This is a genomic window from Kitasatospora sp. NPDC002551 (assembly GCF_040296005.1).
Taxonomy (GTDB): Bacteria; Actinomycetota; Actinomycetes; order Streptomycetales; family Streptomycetaceae; genus Kitasatospora.
Window position 1 is genome coordinate 126,551 of sequence record NZ_JBEOWI010000009.1, and the last position, 20,283, is coordinate 146,833.

21 protein-coding genes are annotated in these 20,283 nt (G+C 73.9%); 12 read left to right on the forward strand and 9 right to left on the reverse strand.

Features of this window, described 5'->3' with window-relative positions; genetic code table 11:
- The first annotated feature begins 88 nt into the window (after nucleotides 1-88).
- Both lepB and ABT093_RS11710 read left to right on the forward strand, forming a co-directional pair.
- On the forward strand, nucleotides 89-1,174 hold the full coding sequence (lepB, locus tag ABT093_RS11705; RefSeq protein WP_350563005.1) for a signal peptidase I: 1,086 nt from the start codon (nucleotides 89-91) through the stop codon (nucleotides 1,172-1,174).
- Between the two features lie 132 nt (nucleotides 1,175-1,306).
- Nucleotides 1,307-2,500 (forward strand): trans-sulfuration enzyme family protein, encoded by a 1,194-nt coding sequence (locus ABT093_RS11710; protein WP_350563007.1) that lies wholly within the window; start codon nucleotides 1,307-1,309, stop codon nucleotides 2,498-2,500.
- Between the two features lie 26 nt (nucleotides 2,501-2,526).
- Here the strand turns inward: ABT093_RS11710 and ABT093_RS11715 are convergent, their stop codons facing one another.
- Nucleotides 2,527-4,302, reverse strand: coding sequence for a SpoIIE family protein phosphatase (locus ABT093_RS11715; protein WP_350563009.1), 1,776 nt, complete (start codon nucleotides 4,300-4,302; stop codon nucleotides 2,527-2,529).
- Nucleotides 4,303-4,574: 272 nt separating this feature from the next.
- Between ABT093_RS11715 and ABT093_RS11720 the strand changes: the two genes are divergently transcribed.
- Nucleotides 4,575-5,786 carry a C40 family peptidase gene (locus ABT093_RS11720; RefSeq protein ID WP_350563011.1) on the forward strand — a complete coding sequence of 404 codons (1,212 nt, stop codon included), beginning with the start codon at nucleotides 4,575-4,577 and terminating at the stop codon, nucleotides 5,784-5,786.
- 73 nt (nucleotides 5,787-5,859) lie between these two features.
- Here the strand turns inward: ABT093_RS11720 and helR are convergent, their stop codons facing one another.
- Nucleotides 5,860-8,058, reverse strand: a complete 2,199-nt coding sequence (gene helR, locus ABT093_RS11725) for an RNA polymerase recycling motor ATPase HelR (protein ID WP_350563014.1) — start codon at nucleotides 8,056-8,058, stop codon at nucleotides 5,860-5,862.
- A 363-nt stretch (nucleotides 8,059-8,421) separates the two neighbouring features.
- Here helR and ABT093_RS11730 point away from each other — a divergent pair, with 363 nt between their 5' ends.
- Complete coding sequence (locus ABT093_RS11730; RefSeq protein ID WP_350563016.1) at nucleotides 8,422-9,639, forward strand: ROK family transcriptional regulator; 1,218 nt, start codon at nucleotides 8,422-8,424, stop codon at nucleotides 9,637-9,639.
- Between the two features lie 14 nt (nucleotides 9,640-9,653).
- Here ABT093_RS11730 and ABT093_RS11735 read toward each other — a convergent pair whose 3' ends face one another.
- Complete coding sequence (locus tag ABT093_RS11735; protein WP_350563018.1) at nucleotides 9,654-10,340, reverse strand: helix-turn-helix domain-containing protein; 687 nt, start codon at nucleotides 10,338-10,340, stop codon at nucleotides 9,654-9,656.
- 77 nt (nucleotides 10,341-10,417) lie between these two features.
- On the opposite strand from ABT093_RS11735, the gene ABT093_RS11740 reads away from it, so the two are divergent.
- Complete coding sequence (locus ABT093_RS11740) at nucleotides 10,418-11,221, forward strand: NAD(P)H-binding protein (protein WP_350563020.1); 804 nt, start codon at nucleotides 10,418-10,420, stop codon at nucleotides 11,219-11,221.
- Here ABT093_RS11740 and ABT093_RS11745 read toward each other — a convergent pair.
- Nucleotides 11,127-11,942 carry a hypothetical protein gene (locus tag ABT093_RS11745; RefSeq protein WP_350563022.1) on the reverse strand — a complete coding sequence of 272 codons (816 nt, stop codon included), beginning with the start codon at nucleotides 11,940-11,942 and terminating at the stop codon, nucleotides 11,127-11,129. The genes ABT093_RS11740 and ABT093_RS11745 overlap by 95 nt on opposite strands.
- Nucleotides 11,943-12,021: 79 nt before the next feature.
- Here ABT093_RS11745 and ABT093_RS11750 point away from each other — a divergent pair, with 79 nt between their 5' ends.
- A complete protein-coding gene (locus ABT093_RS11750; RefSeq protein WP_350563024.1) occupies nucleotides 12,022-12,480 on the forward strand; it encodes a nitroreductase family deazaflavin-dependent oxidoreductase in 459 nt (152 codons plus the stop codon).
- A gap of 51 nt (nucleotides 12,481-12,531) precedes the next feature.
- Here the strand turns inward: ABT093_RS11750 and ABT093_RS11755 are convergent, their stop codons facing one another.
- A complete protein-coding gene (locus tag ABT093_RS11755) occupies nucleotides 12,532-12,750 on the reverse strand; it encodes a DUF397 domain-containing protein (RefSeq protein ID WP_350563026.1) in 219 nt (72 codons plus the stop codon).
- Complete coding sequence (locus tag ABT093_RS11760; protein WP_350563028.1) at nucleotides 12,747-13,592, reverse strand: DUF5753 domain-containing protein; 846 nt, start codon at nucleotides 13,590-13,592, stop codon at nucleotides 12,747-12,749. The genes ABT093_RS11755 and ABT093_RS11760 overlap by 4 nt, the downstream gene beginning before the upstream one ends.
- Before the next feature lie 304 nt (nucleotides 13,593-13,896).
- Here ABT093_RS11760 and ABT093_RS11765 point away from each other — a divergent pair, with 304 nt between their 5' ends.
- Nucleotides 13,897-14,331: an ATP-binding protein gene (locus ABT093_RS11765; RefSeq protein ID WP_350563030.1), complete on the forward strand. Its 435-nt coding sequence runs from the start codon at nucleotides 13,897-13,899 to the stop codon at nucleotides 14,329-14,331.
- The gene (locus tag ABT093_RS11770; RefSeq protein WP_350563032.1) at nucleotides 14,328-14,480 is read left to right on the forward strand and encodes a hypothetical protein; all 153 of its coding nucleotides are present in this window, start codon (nucleotides 14,328-14,330) and stop codon (nucleotides 14,478-14,480) included. The genes ABT093_RS11765 and ABT093_RS11770 overlap by 4 nt, the downstream gene beginning before the upstream one ends.
- 234 nt (nucleotides 14,481-14,714) lie before the next feature.
- Here the strand turns inward: ABT093_RS11770 and ABT093_RS11775 are convergent, their stop codons facing one another.
- The gene (locus tag ABT093_RS11775; protein ID WP_350563034.1) at nucleotides 14,715-15,443 is read right to left on the reverse strand and encodes an NAD(P)-dependent oxidoreductase; all 729 of its coding nucleotides are present in this window, start codon (nucleotides 15,441-15,443) and stop codon (nucleotides 14,715-14,717) included.
- Between the two features lie 94 nt (nucleotides 15,444-15,537).
- Between ABT093_RS11775 and ABT093_RS11780 the strand changes: the two genes are divergently transcribed.
- The 3 genes from ABT093_RS11780 (at nucleotide 15,538) to ABT093_RS11790 (ending at nucleotide 18,205) form a co-directional block, all read left to right on the forward strand.
- Complete coding sequence (locus ABT093_RS11780; RefSeq protein WP_350563036.1) at nucleotides 15,538-16,221, forward strand: TetR/AcrR family transcriptional regulator; 684 nt, start codon at nucleotides 15,538-15,540, stop codon at nucleotides 16,219-16,221.
- Nucleotides 16,222-16,382: 161 nt separating this feature from the next.
- Nucleotides 16,383-17,444: a right-handed parallel beta-helix repeat-containing protein gene (locus ABT093_RS11785; protein WP_350563038.1), complete on the forward strand. Its 1,062-nt coding sequence runs from the start codon at nucleotides 16,383-16,385 to the stop codon at nucleotides 17,442-17,444.
- Nucleotides 17,445-17,611: 167 nt separating this feature from the next.
- Nucleotides 17,612-18,205, forward strand: coding sequence for a hypothetical protein (locus tag ABT093_RS11790; protein WP_350563040.1), 594 nt, complete (start codon nucleotides 17,612-17,614; stop codon nucleotides 18,203-18,205).
- Between the two features lie 39 nt (nucleotides 18,206-18,244).
- On the opposite strand, the gene ABT093_RS11795 is transcribed toward ABT093_RS11790, so the two are convergent.
- Complete coding sequence (locus tag ABT093_RS11795; protein ID WP_350563042.1) at nucleotides 18,245-18,910, reverse strand: transcriptional regulator; 666 nt, start codon at nucleotides 18,908-18,910, stop codon at nucleotides 18,245-18,247.
- A gap of 55 nt (nucleotides 18,911-18,965) precedes the next feature.
- A complete protein-coding gene (locus ABT093_RS11800; RefSeq protein ID WP_350563044.1) occupies nucleotides 18,966-19,130 on the reverse strand; it encodes a hypothetical protein in 165 nt (54 codons plus the stop codon).
- 226 nt (nucleotides 19,131-19,356) lie between these two features.
- On the opposite strand from ABT093_RS11800, the gene ABT093_RS11805 reads away from it, so the two are divergent.
- The gene (locus tag ABT093_RS11805; protein WP_350563047.1) at nucleotides 19,357-20,094 is read left to right on the forward strand and encodes a class I SAM-dependent methyltransferase; all 738 of its coding nucleotides are present in this window, start codon (nucleotides 19,357-19,359) and stop codon (nucleotides 20,092-20,094) included.
- Nucleotides 20,095-20,283 lie beyond the last annotated feature (189 nt).

Here is a 20,283-nt window from a genome sequence, read left to right on the forward strand (position 1 = left end):
CTGACGGGTCGGCGGGAACCACCGTTCGTTAGCTGACAACGGGGGGTCCCGCGGCGGGGCCCGCCGGGCCGTCCGGAGGGGGCCAGGGATGAGCATCGAGGAGACCGCGGGTTCGACGGGCAGCGGCGAGGCCGGCGCGGGCACCGGCCCGGCGGACGGTCCGGGAGCGCCGGGCGCCGCGGCGGGCGGTGCGGTCGGCGGTGCGACGGGCGGTGCGACGGGCCCGGTCGGTCTCGCGGCGCCCGGCGCGCCCGGGCCTGGCGGTGAGGCCACCGCCGCCACCGCCACCGCCGCGGACGGCGCCGGCGACCGGGCCAAGGCCAAGGCCGACGCCGATGCCGAGGCGGGCGGCGGGAGCGGGAAGGCGGCGAAGAAGAAGCGGCCGCTCTGGCAGGAACTGCCGATCCTCGTCGGCATCGCCCTGCTGCTCTCGCTGGGCATCAAGACCTTCTTCGTCCAGGCGTTCTCCATCCCCTCCGGTTCGATGCAGCACACGCTGGAGAAGAACGACCGCGTCCTGGTCGACAAGTTCACCCCGTGGTTCGGCGCGGAGCCGGAGCGCGGCGAGGTGGTGGTCTTCAAGGACCCGGGCGGCTGGCTGGACACGCTGCCGCGGGAGAAGGGCAACGCCGTCGTCGAGGGCATCCGCTCGGTGCTCAGCACCGTGGGCCTGCTGCCGTCCGACGACGAGAAGGACCTGATCAAGCGGGTGATCGCGGTCGGCGGCGACACGGTCGAGTGCCGGCAGGGCAGCCCGGTCAAGGTCAACGGGGTGGCGCTGGACGAGCCGTACCTGTTCCCGGGCTCGACGCCGTGCGACGACGCGCCGGTGGGCGAGGTGAAGGTGCCCGAGGAGCACCTGTGGGTGATGGGCGACCACCGCAACGACTCGCGCGACTCGCGCTTCCACGTCAACGAGCCGGGCGGCGGGTTCGTCCCGGTGAAGAACGTGGTCGGCCGGGCGTTCGTGATCGCGTGGCCGCTGTCGCGCTGGGACACCCTGCCGGTGCCGGACACCTTCGGGCAGCAGGGCCTGGCGTCGGGCGGCGGCCTCCCGGGCGGGGAGCGGCCGGCCGCGCCGCCGGCGCCGGAGGCCGCCGCGGTGGCCGCGGCCGTGCCGTTCGCGCTCTGGCAGCGGCGCCGGGCGAGGCGGTCCGGCGACGGCCTCCGCTGACGGTCGCCACCGCCGACGGCCACGGAGGGTGGCCATCCGGCGGCCACCGCCCCCGGCCGGTGCGGTCGTTCGGGGCCACCTGAGCGCGATTGGCCCTGTTCCGGCTCCGCCGACCGGGCCACCATGGGCGGCATGAGCGACCACCACCGCGGGCTGCGCCCCGAGAGCCGGATCGTCCACCCTCCCATCGAGGAGGTGACCGGAAGCCGCCCGCTGGGCGTGCCGCTGCACCAGGGCCACGTCTTCGCCTTTCCCGACAGCGACGCGCTCGCGGAGGCCTTCGGCGGCCCCGACGGGGCGTTCCACTACAGCCGGTTCGGCAATCCGACGGTCCGCTCGCTGGAGCGCGCGGTGGCCGACCTGGAGGGCGGCAGCGGGGCCCTGGCCGCCTCCTCCGGCATGGGCGCGATCACCACCGTGCTGCACGCGCTGCTCCGCTCCGGCGACCACGTGATCGCCCAGCAGAGCCTGTACGGCGGCACGTTCGCCACCCTCGCCGACCTCGCGGCACGCTGGGGCGTCGAGGTCACCCAGGTGCGTGGGGACGACCCCGGGGAGGTGCGCGCCGCCCTGCGGCCGACCACCCGCCTGCTGTACCTGGAGACCGTCTCCAACCCCGTCGCGCGCGTCACCGACCTGCCGGCGCTGATCGGCGCGGCCCGCGCGGCCGGTGTGCTGAGCGTGGTGGACAACACCTTCGCCACGCCGCTGCTCTGCCGCCCGATCGAGCACGGCGCCGACCTCGTGATCCACTCGGCCACCAAGTACCTCGGCGGCCACTCCGACGTCCTGGCCGGGCTCGCGGTCTTCGCCGACGAGCGGCTGCACCACCGCGTCTGGGAGCACGCCGTGGAGCACGGTGCGGCGCTCGACCCGTTCGCCGCCTGGCTGACCCTGCGCGGGATGCAGACCCTGGGCCTGCGGATGCGCCGGCACTGCGAGGCCGCCCTCGACCTGGCCGGCCGGCTCGCCGCCCACCCGGCGGTGGCCGCCGTGCACCACCCGGGCCTGCCCGGCCACCCCGACCACGAGCGGGTCCTCCGGCTGCTGCCGGACGGCCAGGGCGGGACGTTCGCCTTCGACCTGGCCGGCGGGCGGGAGGCCGCCCGCGCCTTCGTGGGCGCGGTCCGCCTGGCCTCGCTCGCCCCCTCGCTGGGCGGCGTGCACACCCTGGTGCTGCACCCGGCCAGCACCACCCACCGTCAGCTGTCCGACGCGGAGCTGACCGCCGCCGGCATCGGCCCGGCCACCGTCCGGATCGCCGTCGGCATCGAGCACCCCGAGGACCTCTGGGCCGACCTGGAGCAGGCCCTGACCGGATTCTGATCCCCCGCCGCCGCGGCGGCGGCGCTCTACGAGCGCGGCCGGGGCCGGGCGGCGAGGACGGCGATGTCGTCCTCCGCCGGGCCGTCGGTGGCCGGGCCGACGCCGCGCAGCGCGGCGTCGAGCAGGTCGTCCAGCGGGCCGGTGGCGGGCAGGTGCAGGGCGGCGAGGCGGGCCAGCGAGGCGTCGATGTCCTCGCCCCGCCGCTCCACCAGGCCGTCCGTGTAGAGCAGCAGGGTCTCGTCCGGCAGCAGGTCGCGGCCGGCCTGTTCGTAGCCGCCGAGACCGGTGCCGAGCGGCGGTCCGGTCGGGATCCGCAGCAGTTCGGTGGGCCGGCCGGGCGCGATCAGGGCCGGCGGGAGGTGGCCCGCGCTGGAGAACGTCCACCGGCCCCGGCCCGGGTCGGCGAGGGCGAGCAGGCAGGTGGCCGGGCGGGCGGACTCGTCGGCGGCGATGACGGCGTCCAGCTGGCGCAGGATCCGGTGCGGCGGCAGGTCCGTGCCGGCGATGTCGCGCAGGGCGGCGCGGTAGTGGCTCATGTCGACGGCCGCCGCGACGCCGTGGCCCATCACGTCGCCCATGACCAGCAGCGTCCGTCCGAAGGACAGCCGGACGCTCTCGTACCAGTCGCCGCCGACCACCGAGCTGCTGCCGGACGGCAGGTAACGGGACGCGAGTTCGAGGTTCTGGTGCGGGTGGCCCGGCTCGCTGAGCAGGGCGCGCTGGAGGTCGAGTGCGATGCCCTGCGAGCGGGTGTAGCGGCGCGCGTTGTCGATGCCGGTGGCGGCCCGCGCGGCGAGGTCGCCGACCAGCACCGCGTCGTCTGGTCCGAAGGCGGGGGAGGCCGCGGTGCGGGCCAGCGTCAGCAGTCCGACCGTTCGGCCGCGCGCGGTCAGCGGCACCACCAGCAGCGAGGTCACCCCGGCGGCCCGGTACGCGGCCGCGCAGGCGGCGTCGGGCGCGGCCTCGGCCAGCTCCTCGGCGCTGCGCGGGGCGAGCAGCACGGCGACGCCGGACGCCAGCGCGCGGGTCGCGACCGAGCCCTCGTGGTGGCGCACCGACTCGCCGGGGCGGGGCAGCGGCTCCACGGCGGGGCGCAGCGCGTCCGCGCAGCCGAGCGCGGCCCGGTGGAAGCGCCGGTCCGGGGTGAGGCCGTTGCGGGCGTCGGCGTCCGGCGGCAGCACGTCGACGGTGGCCAGCTCGGCCAGCCGGGGCACGGCGAACGAGGCCAGTTCGGCGCAGGTGGTGTCGACGTCGAGCGTGGTGCCGATCCGCTCGGCGGCGTCCTCCAGGAGGGCGAGGCGGGTGCGGGCCCGGGCGAGTTCGCGGCGCAGCTCCTGGACGGGGTCGGGGTCGTCCAGCACCACCACGACCACGCCGGTGATCCGGCCGGCGGCGGTCAGCGGCCGGTAGCGCACCCGCAGGCCCGGGGGCACGGGCGCGCCGGGGCCGTCCGGGCCGCCCGTGGCGTGCTCGCGGTCCCGGCCGTCGGCCAGGACGCGGCGCAGCGTCCCGAGGGCGCCCGCGAAGGCCGTCGCCTCCGCCGGACGGCCGAGCAGGTCGGCCCGGCGCAGGCCGGTGACGGTGGTGAACGCCGCGTTCAGGTGGAGCCAGCGCAGCTCGGCGTCGAGCAGCCCCACGGCGGTGGGCAGGGCGGCGAGCAGCTCACCCGGCAGGTCCGGATGGTCGCTGTCCGTAGTCGCGACGGTGCTCCCGGCGAGTGCCGCGGCTGCCTCCGCGAGCGCTTTTTCGTCCGCGCCCGCCGGGGTGCCGCCCTTTCCTCCTCTGCCGTACCGGAACCGCATGGGTCCATGATCACGCCCCGGAGCGCGGCTCGCCCACGGAGTGGGCGGTGCTTGACCATGTGGTGGGATTCCGATAGTGCGACCGTACGCCCGGCGCTCAGGTCCGGAGGGCCGCTTGAGCTCGGCCATGGCGGGCCGGGTCGCCCGAGCCGGCCGGGCTGTCCGCGCCGGGCGGACGCGGACGGCCCGTGGGGGAGGTGTGAAGCGAGTGTCGTCATGTTCACCTAATGATCATTGACGCACCGTCGGCGCCGCTGAAACGATTCGGGACCATGACTACGCGCGTAAACCCTCTCTCCCGTCGGCTGATCGCCCCGTTACGGTGGGCGGCCCTGCTGTCGCTGCTGGTGTCGGTCGGGGTGTTCTTCGCCGGCGCCGGCGCCGCCCAGGCGGCGCCCGCCTGCGGCGTGCTCTCCACCGGCGCGGCGTCGCAGGCGAACGACGCCGTCCGCTCCGCCTGCGGCCTGATCGGCACCCCGTACTCATGGGGCGGCGGCCACGGCTCGAAGCCCGGCGCCACGTACGGCCTCTGCGACCCCGCCAACGGTGCGCCCAACGACTGCAACGTCCGTGGTCTGGACTGCTCCGGCATGGTCCGCTACGCCTACTACCTCGCGGTCGGCGAGGACGTCATCAACGGCACCACCCGCACCCAGTGGTCGACCTCCAGAGCCGTCGCCCGCTACTACGAGGCGGACGGAACCGCGCCGCTGCTCCCCGGTGACCTGGTGTACTTCGGCAACACCGCCTCCACCATCCACCACGTCGCGATGTACCTCGGACAGGGCTGGATCGTCGAGGCCCCGTACTCCGGCGGCTACGTCCGGGTGGCGGCGCTCTCCTCGCACGACGACTACTACGGCGCCATCCGGCTCTACGGGTCCGGCGGCTCCACCACGCCTCCGGCGGGCGGCGGCACGTACTGGGTGGACACCTTCGCCAACGCTCCGGTGTACGGCTCGCCGACCTCGACCAGCAGCACGGGGACGCTGTACCAGGGCACCAACTACGTGTACTGCAAGGCCTGGGGCCGCGAGGTGTCCAGTGGCGGCGGCTACAACCACTGGTGGCTGAAGACCGACCCGGACGTGGGCTCCAGTGGTCAGTGGGTGTCGGCGTTCTACCTGTCGCGGTGGGGCAACGACACGGCCAAGGACAACAACGGCACGACCATCCCCGACTGCGCGGGCGGCGGCAGCGCTCCCTCGGCCGGCAAGTACTGGGTGGACACGCTCTCCAACGCCTCCGTCTTCGGCTCGCCGACCTCGACCAGCAGCACGGGGACGCTGTACCAGGGCACCAACTACGTGTACTGCAAGGCCTGGGGCCGCGAGGTGTCCAGTGGCGGCGGCTACAACCACTGGTGGCTGAAGACCGACCCGGACGAGGGTCCCCGTGGTCAGTGGGTGTCGGCGTTCCACCTCTCGCGGTGGGGCAACGACACGGCCAAGGACAACAACGGCACGACCATCCCCGACTGCTAGGACGACTGCCAGGACCTGATCCGGCGTGCCGGTCGCGGCCCCTTCCGTCGAGGGCCGCGACCGGCACGGCCGGTCATGCCCGGCCGGGGCCGGTGAGGACGACGAGCTGCCGGGTCGCCCGGGTCATCGCGACGTAGCGGTCGACCGCGCCCGCGACGCCCTCGCCGAAGGACGCCGGGTCGACGAGCACGACCAGGTCGAACTCCAGCCCCTTCGCCAGCTCCGGCGTGAGCGAGCGGATCCGGGACGTCTCGCGGAACTCCGCGCGGCACGTCGCCCGGAACGCCTCCCCGAACGCCGCGTCGCCGATCACGCACGCCGTGCCCTCGGCGTGCTCCGCCAGCCAGCCGCCGAGCACGCCGTCCAGCTCCGCGACGCTCCCGTGGACCACCGGCACCCCGCTGCGGCGCACCGAGACCGGCACGTTGGCGTCCGGCAGGGCGGCCCGGACGACCGGCTCGGCCTCCGCCATGACCTCCTCCGGCGTGCGGTAGTTGACGCTCAGCGAGGCGACCTCGACGCGGTCCAGGCCGATCCGCGCGAGGCGCTCCGGCCAGGACTCGGAGAAGCCGTCCCGCGCCTGGGCGCGGTCGCCGACGATGGTGAAGCTGCGCGACGGGCAGCGCTGCAGCAGCATCTGCCACTCGGCGTCGGTCAGTTCCTGGGCCTCGTCCACCACGATGTGGGCGAACGGGCCGGCCAGCCGGTCCGGGTCGGCGGCGGGCAGCGCGCTCCCGTCGACCAGGGTGTCCCGAAGGTCCCGGCCGCGCAGCATGGCCACCGCCCCCTCGCCGTCGTCGTCGGCCGCCAGGATGTCCGTGATGACCTCGGCCATCCGGTCCCGCTCGGCGGCGAGCGCGGCCTCCTGGCGGCGCCGGCGCCGGGCCGCCTCCGGGTCGCCGAGCCGCTGCCGCGCCGCGTCCAGGACCGGCAGGTCGGAGACCGTCCAGGCCTGCGCCTCGGCGCGCTGCAGCCGGCGCACCTGTTCGGGGGCGAGCCACGGGGCGCACAGCCGCAGGTAGGCGGGCACCGTCCAGAGGTCGCCGACCACGTCGGCCGCCTCCAGCAGCGGCCAGGCGCGGTGCAGGGCGGCGACCAGTTCCTCGTCCCGCCGCAGCGAGCGCAGGAACGTCTCCACCGGGATCTCCTCGCCGCCGTCCAGCTTGGCCAGCAGGATCTCGGCCAGCTCCGCCCAGATCTGCTCGCGCGCCTCGTTGTGCGGGGTGCCGGGATCGGGCGCCCCGAAGGCGTCGGCCCAGTCGTCGGCGCTCAGCCAGAGGTCCTCCCAGTCGGTGGAGACGGCCATCCCCTCGGTGGGCGGCTCCTCGTAGATCCGCACCGCCTTCTCCACCGCCCGCACCATGTCCGCCGAGGACTTCAGCCGCGCCACCTCCGGGTCGCGCTCGACCGCCGCGCCCGCGCCCTCGGCGACGAGGTCCCGCAGGGTGCAGGTCCGCACGCCCTCCTCGCCCAGGCTGGGCAGCACGTCGCAGACGTAGTCCAGGTAGGGCTGGTGCGGGCCGACGAACAGCAGGCCGCCGCGGCGGTGGCCGAGCCGCGGGTCCGAGTAGAGCAGGTAGGCCGCGCGGTGCAGGGCGACCACCGTCTTGCCGGTGCCGGGACCGCCGTCGACGACCAGCGCGCCGCGCGAGCCGGCCCGCACGACGGCGTCCTGGTCCGACTGGATGGTGGCCAGCACGTCCCGCATCCGCGCCGAACGGCTGCCGCCCAGGGTGGCGATGAACGCCGACTGGTCGTCCAGGGCGGCATGCCCCTCCAGCCCCTCGGCGGCGAACACCTCGTCCCAGTAGTCGGTGATCCGCCCGTCCGTCCAGCGGTAGCGGCGCCGGCTGGCCAGGCCCGCCGGATCGGCGTGGGTGGCGCCGAAGAACGGTGCGGCGGCGGGGGAGCGCCAGTCCAGCAGCAGCCGGCGGCCCTCGCTGTCGGTGAGGCCGAGGCGGCCGACGTACACCGGCTCACCGCCGTCCGCCGGGACGATCCGGCCCAGGCAGAGGTCCAGGCCGAAGCGGCGCAGCGCGCGCAGCCGGCCGGTGAGGCGGTGCACCTCCACGTCCCGGTCCATCGCGGCCCGGCCGGCGCCGCCGGGTGCCCGCCGGGCGGCGTCGAGCTGGTCGGAGACCTCGGCGATCGCCTGCTCCAGGCTCGCCGCGACGGCCGCGAAGTGCCGCTCGTCCCGGGAGACCAGGGCCGGGTCGGCCTTGGCACGGAGGCGGTCGGGGAGGGCGAACGCGCTGGTGGCGAGGGAGGTCATGGCGGCGGCTCCGGTCCGGGATTCCGACAGAAGGGAAGGCACTACGTCAAACTCCCCGAGGGGCTGGTTTCGGTTCAGGTCGACGATTGTGCGCCAGGACCGGGGCCTTGCGGCAAGACCCCCCGTGCGCTATAAGTTGAGAGTGGCAAGAGGAGCGTGACGTTCCACCGCTTCCGCCGCCCCGCTCCCTCCCCTCTCTCCTCCGCTCACCCGGCTCACGTCCGCGCGCGCGGAAACCCGCCGGTGAGCGGCGTGACGACCGGTCATACTGGCTGGTGCCCAGGCCCGGGCGCCGACGCCGCGCGCTCCGGACCCGCGCCGATGGACCGCGCGACCGCGCAACGCCCGAGACCGGAGGACCTGATGAGCCGCGACCTGCCGACCACCGTTCCGCCGGTCCCCGTGCCGGCGCAGCCGTGGAACCGGCAGCGGTTGCGCAGCAACAACGAATGGCTGCTGCTCGAACGGCTGCGCCTCGGCGGCCCGTCCTCACGCGCCCAGCTCGCCCGCGACACCGGCCTGTCCAAGCCCACCGTCTCCGCCGCCCTGGCCTCCCTCGAACACGCCGGGCTGGCCCGCGAGGCCGGGCGGTTCATCCCCGAGCGCGGGCGCACCGCCGTCCTGTACGAGCCCGACCCGTGCGCCGGGCACGTCCTCGGAGTCGACATCGGCCGGGCCCGGCTGCGGGTGGCCGTCGCCGACCTCGCCGGGGACATCGTGGCCCGCCGGGACGTCCCCAACGAGGGGCGGACGGCGAACGCGGTGGCCGACGCGGTGGTGGCGGCGGCCCGCGAGGCCACCACCGAGGCCGGCCTGGCGCCGGTGGACATCGTGCACGCGGTGATCGGCACGCCCGGCGTCTGGGACGAGCAGCGGCGCGGCGTGCGGTACGCCACCAGCCTGCCGGGCTGGGGCAGGCCGGGGCTGTTCGACCGGATAGCGGACGGGCTGTCGACCACCATCACCGTCGGCAACGACGCCAACCTCGCCGCGCTCGGCGAGTACACGCTCGGCGAGGGCCGGGGGAGCGGCAGCCGGATGTTCGCCTACGTGCTCGTCGGCACCGGCCTCGGCGTCGGCGTCGTCAAGGACGGCGAGCCGCTGATCGGGGCGCACGGCGCGCTGGGCGAGGTGGGCCTGGTCCCGCTCCCGCCGTGCGCCGACGGGACACCGGGCGGCACCGTCGAACAGGCCGCGGCGGCCGACGCCGTCGTCCGCACGGCCCTGGACCTCGGCATGACCGGCCCGCTGACGGCCAAGGAGGTCTTCGACGCGGCGCGCTCCGGCGACCCGCTGGCCGCCACCGCGGTGAGCCGCGCGGCCGACCAGCTCGCCTACGCGGTGGCCGTGCTGTCGGCGGTGCTCGACCCGGACCTGATCGTCCTCGGCGGCGGCATCGGCGCCAGCGCCGACCTGCTGCTCGAACCCCTCGGACAGGCCCTGAACCACCTCAGCCCGATGCGGCCCACCCTGGCCCCGAGCCGCCTCGGCGACGAGGCCGTCCTGCTGGGCGCCGTCGCCACCGCCCTCGACCGCGCGCGCCCCGAGGTCTTCGAACGCCGCTCGGCCCTGGTGGACTGAGAGGTGGCGCAGGATCAGGCGGTGCACGAAGTCGCGGCGGGGCGCCGGCCGGCGGTGAACGCGGCCGGCGGAACGCCCATGAGGCGGCGGAACTCGGCCGTCATGTGGGACTGGTCGTAGTAGCCGGCCGTCGCGGCGATGTCCGCCCATGGGCCCGCACCGGCCGCGAGTACGGTGCGGACGCGGTCGATGCGGGCGAAGTGCTTGGGGGACAGGCCGGTGGCGTCGGTGAACAGGGCGTGCAGGCGGCGCTCACTGATGTGCAGCCGGGCCGCGGTCGCGGTGACGGTGCTGCCGGCCAGGAGACGCGCTGCCTCGTCGAGCCGCTCCGACGGCTCCGGGCGGTCGGCCAGTGCCTCTGCGAGAGCGGTGACCGGATCGGCGGCGAGCTGGTCGACGTCCAGGCCCGGTAGTTCACGCAGTGGCAGGGCGCCGTCGGCGAGACCCTTCAGCGAACGGCCGAGCAGGGCTTGGGCCCGGCCCGGCCGCATACGGACCCGCACGCACGAGCGGCCGGGCGCGGCGAGGTGATAGGCGGCCCGGGTGCGGGGGCCCATGACGATCAGTTCGCGCTCGTCCGCGCGCACGATCAGTGTGGTGGCGTGGTCGGGCGCGTCGACCGCCGCCGACCCGGCCGCCGTGGCGACATCGATCCCGGCCACCCACCGCAGAAGGGCGGGCGGCACGACGAGAGAACTCACGCGGCCCACGATAGTGGGCCCGCGACAGTGCCGAAACTTCCTATCACGGGCCGGGGGAGCGCTGTCATCGTCGGGACATGATCCTTGTAACCGGTGCCACCGGCACCATCGGAAGTCACGTCGTCCGCCTGCTCACCGAGCGGGGCCTGCCGTTCCGGGCGATGTCCCGCCGCGAGCGGCCCGGCGGGGTGCGGGCCGACTTCGGCGACCCGGCGTCGCTGGCGCGCGCGGTGGCCGACGTCGACACCGTCTTCCTCGTCACCGTGCCCCCCGTACCGACCGCGGACCACGACCTCGCCCTGGTCACGGCCGCGCGGGCGGCAGGCGTCCGTAAGATCGTCAAGCTGTCCGCCATCGGCAGCGGCGAGCGGTTCGACGGGGCGACCGTCGGCGCCTGGCACCTCGCCGCGGAGGAAGCGATCGAGGCCGGCGGGCTCGCGTGGACGATGCTTCGCCCGCCGAGCTTCGCCTCGAACCTCTTGTGGCACCGGGCCCTGATCCAGGCGGGAGAACCGATCCCGAACCTGGTCGGCGACTCCCGGCAGGCCGTCGTCGACCCGAGGGACGTCGCCGAGGTCGCCGTCGCCGCCATGACCGGCGATGCGCACGACGGGCAGCGGTACGACCTGACCGGGCCGGAGCTGCTGACGTTCGCGGACCAGGCGGCGATCCTGGAGGGCGTGCTGGAACGGCCGGTCAGGATCGCCGACGCGCCTGCGCTCGACGGGCTGCCGGCCGGGATGGTCACCGGTATCGGCTGGGCACGAGCCGGCGGTGCGGCCTACGTCACCGATCACGTGCCGCGGGTGCTCGGCCGGCCGGCGGGCACGTTCGAGCAGTGGGCACGCGACCACCGGGAGGCGTTCGCGGCAGTGCCGTAGCCCCCTGCTCCGCCGCCCAGGTCCGCAGCCGGGCCGTGGCCTCGTCCCGCGAGAGCGGGCCGCCTTCGAGGTGCAGGTCCTGCAGGTGGCGGGTGGCGGCACCGATCAGTGGGCCTGGGGGCAGGCCGAGCAGGTCCATGATCGCCTTGCCGTCCAGCGGCACCGGAACGTCCGGGAGCCTCCTGCGCTTCTCGGCCTCCGCGGCGGCCCGCGCCGCTCTCGCGTGCTCCTCGTGCCACTCGTCGTAGCTCGCCGCCCACCGAGCGGCCAGGCCGGCCGACCGCCAGCCGTCCATGTCCTGTTCCCGGCCGAGCCCCACCTCCAGGAACAGGTCACGGTGGCTCGCGTCCTCGGCGCTGGTCGGAACGACGCCGAGCAGGGCGAGCGCGGCATTGACCGGCCAGTCCTCCCGTGGACCGGTGAAGTCCCGGGTGTGGGCCGGGCCCCAGACCTTCGCGCCGGCCCGCCACACGGCAGCGGTCTGGTGCCCGCCCCCTCCGTGGAAGTCCGCCTCCACGTGGGCGATCGGCCCGCCCCGGGCCCAGTGGCCCAGGGTCTGTTCGAAGGCCGCCGGACCGGTCAACTCCTCGACGAGCCGTCCGGTGACGGGCAGCAGTCCCATGCGCTGTCGGAGCGGGGCGACGGCCGCCTCCCGAATCCCGGCGGTCCGGCTCCTGAGCAGGTCGAACCGTCCTATGACGGCGTTGAGCTCGTACGGCATTCCCGCAGCGTAGCCGCGGGTGCGACATCGGCACCTCGCCGTCACACTGAGGTTGTCGGCGAGCAGTGGGGTGAACACGATGCCTCTTGAGGGCGAGTACGAACCGAGCGCCGTGCCGTGGGTGCGCGAACAGGTCGAGCTGTACGAGAGCTCGGGCGGCGCGCAGGGCAACACGCTCTGGGACACGGGCCTGCCGGTCGTCATCGTCACGATGCGCGGCGCGAAGAGCGGCAGGATCCGCAAGACCCCGCTGATGCGGGTGGAGCACGACGGGCGGTACGCGGCGGTGGCCTCGAACGGCGGCGTCCCGACCCACCCGGGCTGGTATCACAACCTCAGGGCGGACCCGCGGGTCGATCTCCAGGACGGCGCCGAACGCCGGGGCATGACGGCCCGCGAGGTCACGGGGGAGGAGAAGGCCCGGTGGTGGCAGCGCGCGGTCGCGGCGTATCCGCCGTACGCCGAGTACCAGGCGAAGACCGACCGCGTGATCCCGGTCCTCGTCCTCGAACCCGACCCCCCGGCCGCCCCGGCGTGACGGTGGCGAGTCCTGCGGCCCCGCACCGGCCCGGTGCGGGGCCGCAGGGTGTCAGCGGCGGGAGGAGAAGTCCCCGGCGCGCACCCCGGCCACGAAGGCGAGCCACGCATCCCCGGAGAAGGCGAGCGCTGGTCCGTCGGAATCCTTGCTGTCGCGGACCAGAACGGAACCGCTCAGCTGCCCGAACTCCACGCAGTTCTCGTTCGGGTTGCTCGCGCTTGCCTTCGTCCACGTGACCGGCAGGGCGGAAGCGATGGGGTAGTGGGTCACTTGAGCTGATCTCTCTTCTCTCGGATGACGTTGAGGGATTCGCCGAGGCTCAGGGCGGTCGCCATGATCTCGTCGAAAGCCGTTCGGTAGAGATCGACGTGACCGGGGCTCTCCACCCAGTTGCTGGCGAGCATGTCGCTGAGCAGGACGAGGTCCAGATCCCGCTGCCGGAATTCCAGGAGCGTGAACGGACCGCTCATGCCGGGGTGGGGAGGTGCGAACGCCGGCATGATCTGGATGCTGACATTGGGAAGGTCGCTCCACTGGATCAGCTTGTCGAGTTGGTCGGCCATGACACCGTCGGGGGCTCTCATCGTCAGGGCCGATTCGTGGATGACTGCCCATAGTTTGAGTGGCGATTCGGCCCGCGTCAGTACCGACTGGCGGTTGATCCGCACATCGACCCGGGCCTCGACACTGGGCGTGGTGAACACGCCGCTTGAGATGATGGCGTGCGCATACCGGCGCGTCTGCAGCAGGCCGGGGATGTAGGAGGACTCGTACGACTTGTTGCCGACTGCGGTCTCTTCGAGCCTGATCAGATCGTGGTAGAGCGAGTTGAGCTGGTCGAATCCGGCGGCCCAGCCCGGGCGGTGCTTGTCCCGGAGGATCTCGACGAGTACTTCCTTGAGCTCGGCCTCGCACTCGTAGAAGTCGAGGAGCTTCCTGACGACGTCGGGCTTCAGCTGGACCCTGGCGTTCTCGTACCTGCTCAGCTTCACCAGGTTGACGCCCTCGACCTGGGCCGCGACCTCCTCCGCCGAGAGGTTCCTCAGCTCGCGGAGCCTCCGCAGCTCTGCCGCGATGCGCCGGTATCGCACGGCCGGCACTGCAATTGCCATGTCTGTAGCCCCTCCTGAGCGGTGCGTAGACCAGTGTGCACGGTGGCGGCTGTGCTCCGCCACCGCCAACTCGACTCCAGGGGAGGCACCTTGCGCTAGAGGGTGAAAGTTTTCATATTTGTTCGACATGTCTTGCGTTGAAGCCTTCGCCTACTCCATGCTCATCGTGACGAGCTTATGACTCATCGTGATGATCCTGTCCCGCGTCTTGCTCTTGCTTACGCTTCACGGCTGACCGTCGAACGTCTTCACCCCTGCATCGGTCGCCGTGGCTGGAACCCCTGTGCGGAAGGCGGCTCCCCCCATGTCCGGATTTCCCCCATGTGCCCGAAGTGTCAGCTGTTGGCTGCCGCGCAGCAGGCGGTCGCCGGCGGAGGCGCGCCGATGTCTCGAACGGCTGCTCGGTGGCATCGCCGGTGGTGAACGCTTCATCGAGACCGGCCTGTTGCTCGTCAGCGAGCTGGTGACCAACGCGGTGGTGCACGGGTCCCCGCGCGACAACCGGGTGCTGCTGGAGCTGTTCGCCGACCCGGCCCGGCTGCGCATCGAGGTCCACGACGCGCGCGGCGACCGCGCGCCGCTCCTCCGGGACGTCGACCGGGACGACGAATCCGGGCGCGGCCTCGTCCTCGTCAAGTCGCTGGCCGAGAAGTGGGGTTGTTGCCCCCGAAGCGGCGTCGGGAAGATCGTCTGGTGCGAGATCGGTCCGGCCTCCGACTGCTCGGAGGGTGTGGCGTGAAGGACGACCAGCCGGTCACCGTCGAGATCACGGGCGGCATCGTGCCGCCGACGACGTACGTGCTGCTCCCGAAGGCGCTCACCGCGCTCTGGTCCGCCCTCCGGTTCCGGCCGATGAGCCGCAGTGGGAGTGGTTCGAGCGCTGTCTGACCGGTCCGTGCTCCGAGCGGCTCGCGCGCGAACACCTGGACGGCACCGGGCCCTTGTCGCTGCCGGCCATCCTTCCCGGTGCCGTGCACCACTTGCGCGTCCGGTGGACCGTCAGGGGGCGGACTCCGGGGATCGCCGGATGAAGACCCCGGTGCTCGGTCGGCGCTCCGCGAACAGGCCGGTGGGGGAGGCGTCGTGCAGCGGGTGGCGCAGGCCGCTCCGGCCGAGCGGCCGTCACGCGGGCGGCTTCCCGGGGTGTCCGATGCCGCCGGTGTGGGCGAGTGCGCTGGGGGTCAGGCGGCCGACGATCGCCGGGGCCTCCTGGACGAGGGCGTCCGTGGTCAGCGCTTCCACCATGAACAGCGCGAAGTCGATCCGGCGCGTCAGGTTGCTCGCCAGCACCGGGTCGCCCACGTGCCGGCTCCACACCGGCAGGCCTTGGCTCGCGCCCTCCTCCAGGTCGCTGCCGCGCACCACGGTCCACCGGGTGCCGCTGGCGAACACCCGCCGGCACGCCTCCACCTGGTCGTCGATCTCGACCGCGCGGACGAGCCTGCCCAGCACGGTGGCGATCCGCAGGCTCAGGCTGAACCGGCGCGAGTACCGGTCCCTGCCGTCGCGCGTGATGTGCCAGCCGCAGGAGAACACCAGACGCGCGCCCGGCCGGGCGTGGTCGAGGACCGCCTGCGCCGTGCCCGACGCGTACTGCCGCACGCCCCAGGGCACCAGCACCGTCAGCACCCCGTCGCACCCGGCGACCGCCCGGCGGATCACCTCCGGGTCGTTCGTCGCCCCGGGGACGACGGTGATCCGCCCCTCGAACGCGGCCAGCTTCGGCACGCTGCGCTCCCGGCAGACGCCGACCACCTCGTAGCCGCGTTCCAGCGCGTGGCCGACCATGTACTGCCCCAGCTTCCCCGAAGCCCCGATGATGCAGACCTTCTCCACGCGATCCCCGCCCATGGCGCAGCCCCCTCGCGGACCTGGCTACCTTATGTTGTAAGGCACGTTAGCCTTACCTTGTAAGGCAGTCAATGGACATGGAGGAGGGGCCGGGATGCCCGAGGGAGGCAAGGGCCGGCGCGGGACGCCGGACCGCGCGCCGCTGAGCCGTGAGCGCGTGATCCGGGCGGCGGTGGAGGTCGCCGACGAGAAGGGATCCGCCGCGCTCACCATGCGGGCCGTCGCCCAGCCGCTGGGAGTCCAGGCGATGTCGCTCTACCACCACGTGACAGGCCGCGAGGACATCCTCGACGGCATGGTGGACGCGGTGTTCGGCGAGATCGAACTCCCATCGCACGGCACCGACTGGAAGAGTGCCATGCGTCGGCGCGCTCTCTCCGCGCGCGCCGCCCTCCTGCGCCACCCGTGGGCGATCGGCCTCATGGACTCCCGCGCCCAGCCCGGCCCGGCGACCCTGCGCCACCACGACGCCGTCATCGGCGCCCTGCGCGCCGGGGGATTCTCCGTGCAGATGACCGCGCACGCGGTCTCACTGATCGACAGCTACCTGTACGGCTTCGTGCTCCAGGAGGTCGGCCTGCCCTTCAAGGACGGGGTGGAGTCGGCCGAGGTCGCGGGTGCCATCCTGCGCGGGACGCCCGCCGACACCTACCCCCATCTCGCCGAGCTGGCCACCGAACACGTCCTCAAACCCGGCTACGACTACGCCGACGAGTTCGCCTTCGGCCTCTCCCTCATCCTCGACGCCCTTCACCCGGACGGGACCGCGCACGCGTAGCCGGCCGGCGTCTCGTGTGCGGTGCCGACCGAGGCGGTCGGAGGTTTCGATCCGGCGGCGGGCGATGCGGGCGGCCTTCTGCTCAGGGTTGTCGCGGCGAACATGAAGGACGTCGGTGGAGGGAAGCACGTAAGGGACCGTCACCAGAACCCGGAGGCCCGATGCGCCCACGGTCCGCTCTCCTTGCCGCTGCCTCGGCGGCGCTGCTGCTCGGCTTCTCCGCCGCTCCCGCCTTCGCCGCGCCCGTCGTGCAGGTGGTGGACGTGGCCACCGCCGTGCAGTTGAGGGCCGCGCTGGCGGCGGCCGTGCCCGGGCAGACGATCCGGCTCGCGCCCGGGGAATACCACGGCTCCTTCGTCGCCCAGCGGGCCGGGACGGCGGCGCAGCCGGTCACGCTCACCGGGCCGGCCACGGCCGTCCTCGTCAACGACGGGCCGTCCGGCTCCGCGCCCTCCTGCCCCGCCCCGGCCTCCGGGTGGGATTCGGGTTACGGGCTCTGGCTCTACGGCGCGCCGTACTGGAACCTCACCGGGTTCACCGTGAAGGACTCCAAGAAGGGCGTGGTGCTGGACAGTTCGCCGCACGTGGTGATCGACGGCCTGTACGTGCACCATGTGGAGGACGAGGGCGTGCACTTCCGCCGCTCCTCCGCCGACGGGGTGCTGCGCAACTCGGTGGTGGAGTACACCGGCCGGGCCCAGCCGGGCTACGGCGAGGGGGTGTACCTCGGCTCGGCGAACTCCAACTGGGGCTGCCACGGCAACACCGGCGGCGCGGACCGTTCGGACCGGGTGCTGGTGGAGGGCAACCGGATCGGTCCGTACGTCACGGCCGAGGGGATCGACGTCAAGGAGGGCACCTCGGGCGGCACGATCCGGGGCAACACCTTCGACGGGCGCGGCATCAGCGGCGAGAACTCCGCCGACTCCTGGGTGGACGTCAAGGGCAGCGGCTACCTCATCGAGGACAACAGGGGTACCTTCGCCGCGCCCGGCACCTTCGCCAACGGCTACGAGACCCACAACCCGGCCACCGCACCCTCCTTCCCGAACGGCTGCGGGAACACCTGGCGCGGCAACACCTCGGACCTCGGCGGCGTCGGCGCCTACGCGATCAGGATCACCTCCGTGTCCGCCTGCGCCGGCCGGCCGAACGTGGTGTACGCCTCCAACACCGTGACCCGGGCGACCGCCGGCCTGACCAACATCCCCGTCACGCCGTGACGGTGGGCGTTCCCTTTCGGCGGAAAGTGATCGAAATCTTCCGGTGAACGACGCTCCGTGATTGCCAGATCTCGATCTGCTTACAAGTGTTTGAACTATGGACGGATCGTGTGACGGGCCTGGTTGAATCGCGAACCTCTTCCAAGCGGAACGGAGTGTTCACGTCCATGCCTTCACGGATGCGCGGCGGTCGTCGCGGCCTGGCCGCCGTCGCCGGACTCGTCTTCACCATCGGCCTCGCGCTGACCGGCTGCGACCCCACGACGGGTGACACCGCCACCGTCGCGGTCTCCTCGCCCGCCGTCACGGCCGAGGCCACCACCCCGGCCGCGCCCGCACCGGCGCCGCCGGCTCCGGTGGTCACCACGCCGCCGGCCGAGCCCGTCCAGACGCCGCCGCCCGCGCCCCCGGCGCCGGAGCCGACCGCCGCCGCGCCCGCGCCGACCGCCCCGGCGGCGGCCACGCCGAAGACGCAGCCCAGCAAGGCCGCCACCACGCCCAAGCCGCAGCCGACGCCGACCAAGGCCGAGCCGCAGCCCAAGGTGACCACCGCCCAGCCGCCGACCGACCCCGACCCGGCGCCCGCGGAGACCAAGCCCGCGGCGGCCACCGGCGACTGCGAGATCAAGTCGAACGCCGGCAACTGCTACAAGGCCGGCCAGTTCTGCCGCGACGCCGACCTCGGCAAGAGCACCCACGAGGCCGGCGGCCGGGTGATCACCTGCCGGATGGTCAGCGGCAAGCCGCACTGGCAGGCGTGAGCCAGGCCCGCGCCCCAAGCGGCCCGCGCCCCAAGTGACTCAGGGAAGTTCGGCGAGCGTGATCCAGAACAGCCGCTCGTACGCCTGGAGCAGCCGGCCGTACTCGCGGGCGGCGTCGAGGTCCGGACCGGCGGTCAGCCCCGCCGGTCCGAGGGCCTCGGCCGCCGCCCGCTCCAGCGCGGTCGCGGGCTGCGCGAAGAAGTCGAAGAAGGCGCACGCCTCCTCGCCGAACCCGTGGAACCGGCGCAGCGCCCCGGCCAGCGTCGCGCAATACCCGCCCCAGGCCGCGAAGTTGGCCACCAGCGCCGCCGCCACGGCGGCCGGCCGGCCGTTCAGTGCCAGCCAGGCCAGGTACGCCGGGTAGGCCTGGCAGCCGGGGAGGGGAGCCCCGTCGGGGACCGGTCCGCAGGCGGCCGCCAGGGCGGGCAGGGTGCGCAGCGCGGCGCTCTCGCCCTCGGCGAGGCCGGCGAACCACGCGCCCAGCGGGCCGTCGGCGCACCGGGTGGCGAGCAGCAGCAGACTGCGCCGGTCGGAGACGATGATCCGCTCCTGCTGCGCCGCCAGTTCGGCGAGCGCCGCGAGCCGCCCCCGTCCCGCCGCGAACTCGGTGACGACGACGGGGTCCGTCTCGCCCGCCAGGGTCAACTCGGCGCGCAGGTCGCGGAGCTGCTGCTCGGCAGCGAGCTCCGGCTGGTCGATCGGCATGGACGCCCTCCGTATCACTGGCCCGGTCCGCCCGGCTCCGGCTCCGCCCCGTAGGTCAGCCGCGGACGACGGCCCGGAGGCCGTGCTCGGCCACCGGCCGGGCCTGCGGGGCCCAGGCGTCGCCGTTCAGGGGCCGGCCGTGGCCGATCACGACCGGCCGACCGCTGCCCCGGTCCTCGGAGAAGACCGGGGTGCCGTCCTCGGTGGTCGTGAAGGACATGGGCGGAGGATCCTCTCGCTGCGCGGGTCCGCCCGCGGCGGACGCGGGAGTCCGACCGCAGGGGCGGCTGCCGTCCTCACGCTAACCGAGCGGGCTGAGGCGGGCACTTCGTGGCGTCCGCCGTCTGCCGTCTGCCGTCTGCCGTCCGCCGTCCGCCGCGCGGCGCCCCGGCGGCGACGCGGATAATCCGTGGTGGTCCGGACGGTGTTCCGTCTACGATCCGGTCATGTTCCACGCCGAGTTCCGTGATCCGCTGCTCGTGGCCGTGTACGACGCCGAGTTCCCGTGGTCGTACCGGGACGACTTCTTCCTCTCCGTCGTCGAGGAACCGGCGCAGCGGCTGCGCGTCCTCGACCTGGGCTGCGGCACGGGCCGGCTCGCCCTCGGCATCGCGGCCGCCGGGCACACGGTGACGGGAGTGGACCCCGCCACGGCATCGCTCGACGCGGCCCGCGCCAAACCCGGTGCCGAGAAGGTGACCTGGCTGGAGGGCACCTCGCGCGACCTTCCCGACGAGGCCTTCGACGTGGCCGTGATGAGCAGCCATGTCGCACAGTTCTTCGTGACGGACGAAGCGTGGGCCGAGGTGCTCGCCGATCTGCGGCGAAGCCTCGTCCCGGGCGGCCGGATCGTCTTCGACGCCCGCGATCCGCGGCCCCGGGAATGGGAGGAGTGGACCCCGGCCGGGTCGCTGCGCCAGGTCACCCTGCCGGACGGCCGCGAGGTCACGCTGTGGGACGACACGACCGAGGACCGGCCCGGCGTGGTGAGCTTCACCCAGCACTACCGCTTCCCGGACGGTGGGGAACTGCTGAGCACGGGCACGCTCGCCTTCCGGGGCGAGGACGACCTCCGCGCCTCGCTGCGGGACGCCGGCTTCACCGTCGAGCGGATCTACGGAGGATGGCACCGCGAACCCGTCGGCTCCGGCGACGGAGAGTTCCTGGTGGTCGCGCACACGTGAGCCGTCCGGTCCGGTCGCCCGTGGGGCCGTCGACAGGGCGGCCACGATGGTGCGACGTCGCACGGCCGGGGCCCTGCCCGTGACAGCCGGTCGCACCGGGTGATCGGTGCGCCATCACCGCAGCGCCGCAGAGCCGCAGAGTTCGCAGAACCGGCCGTCCGGAGGCCCCGTTCGGGTGACTCGGGCCGC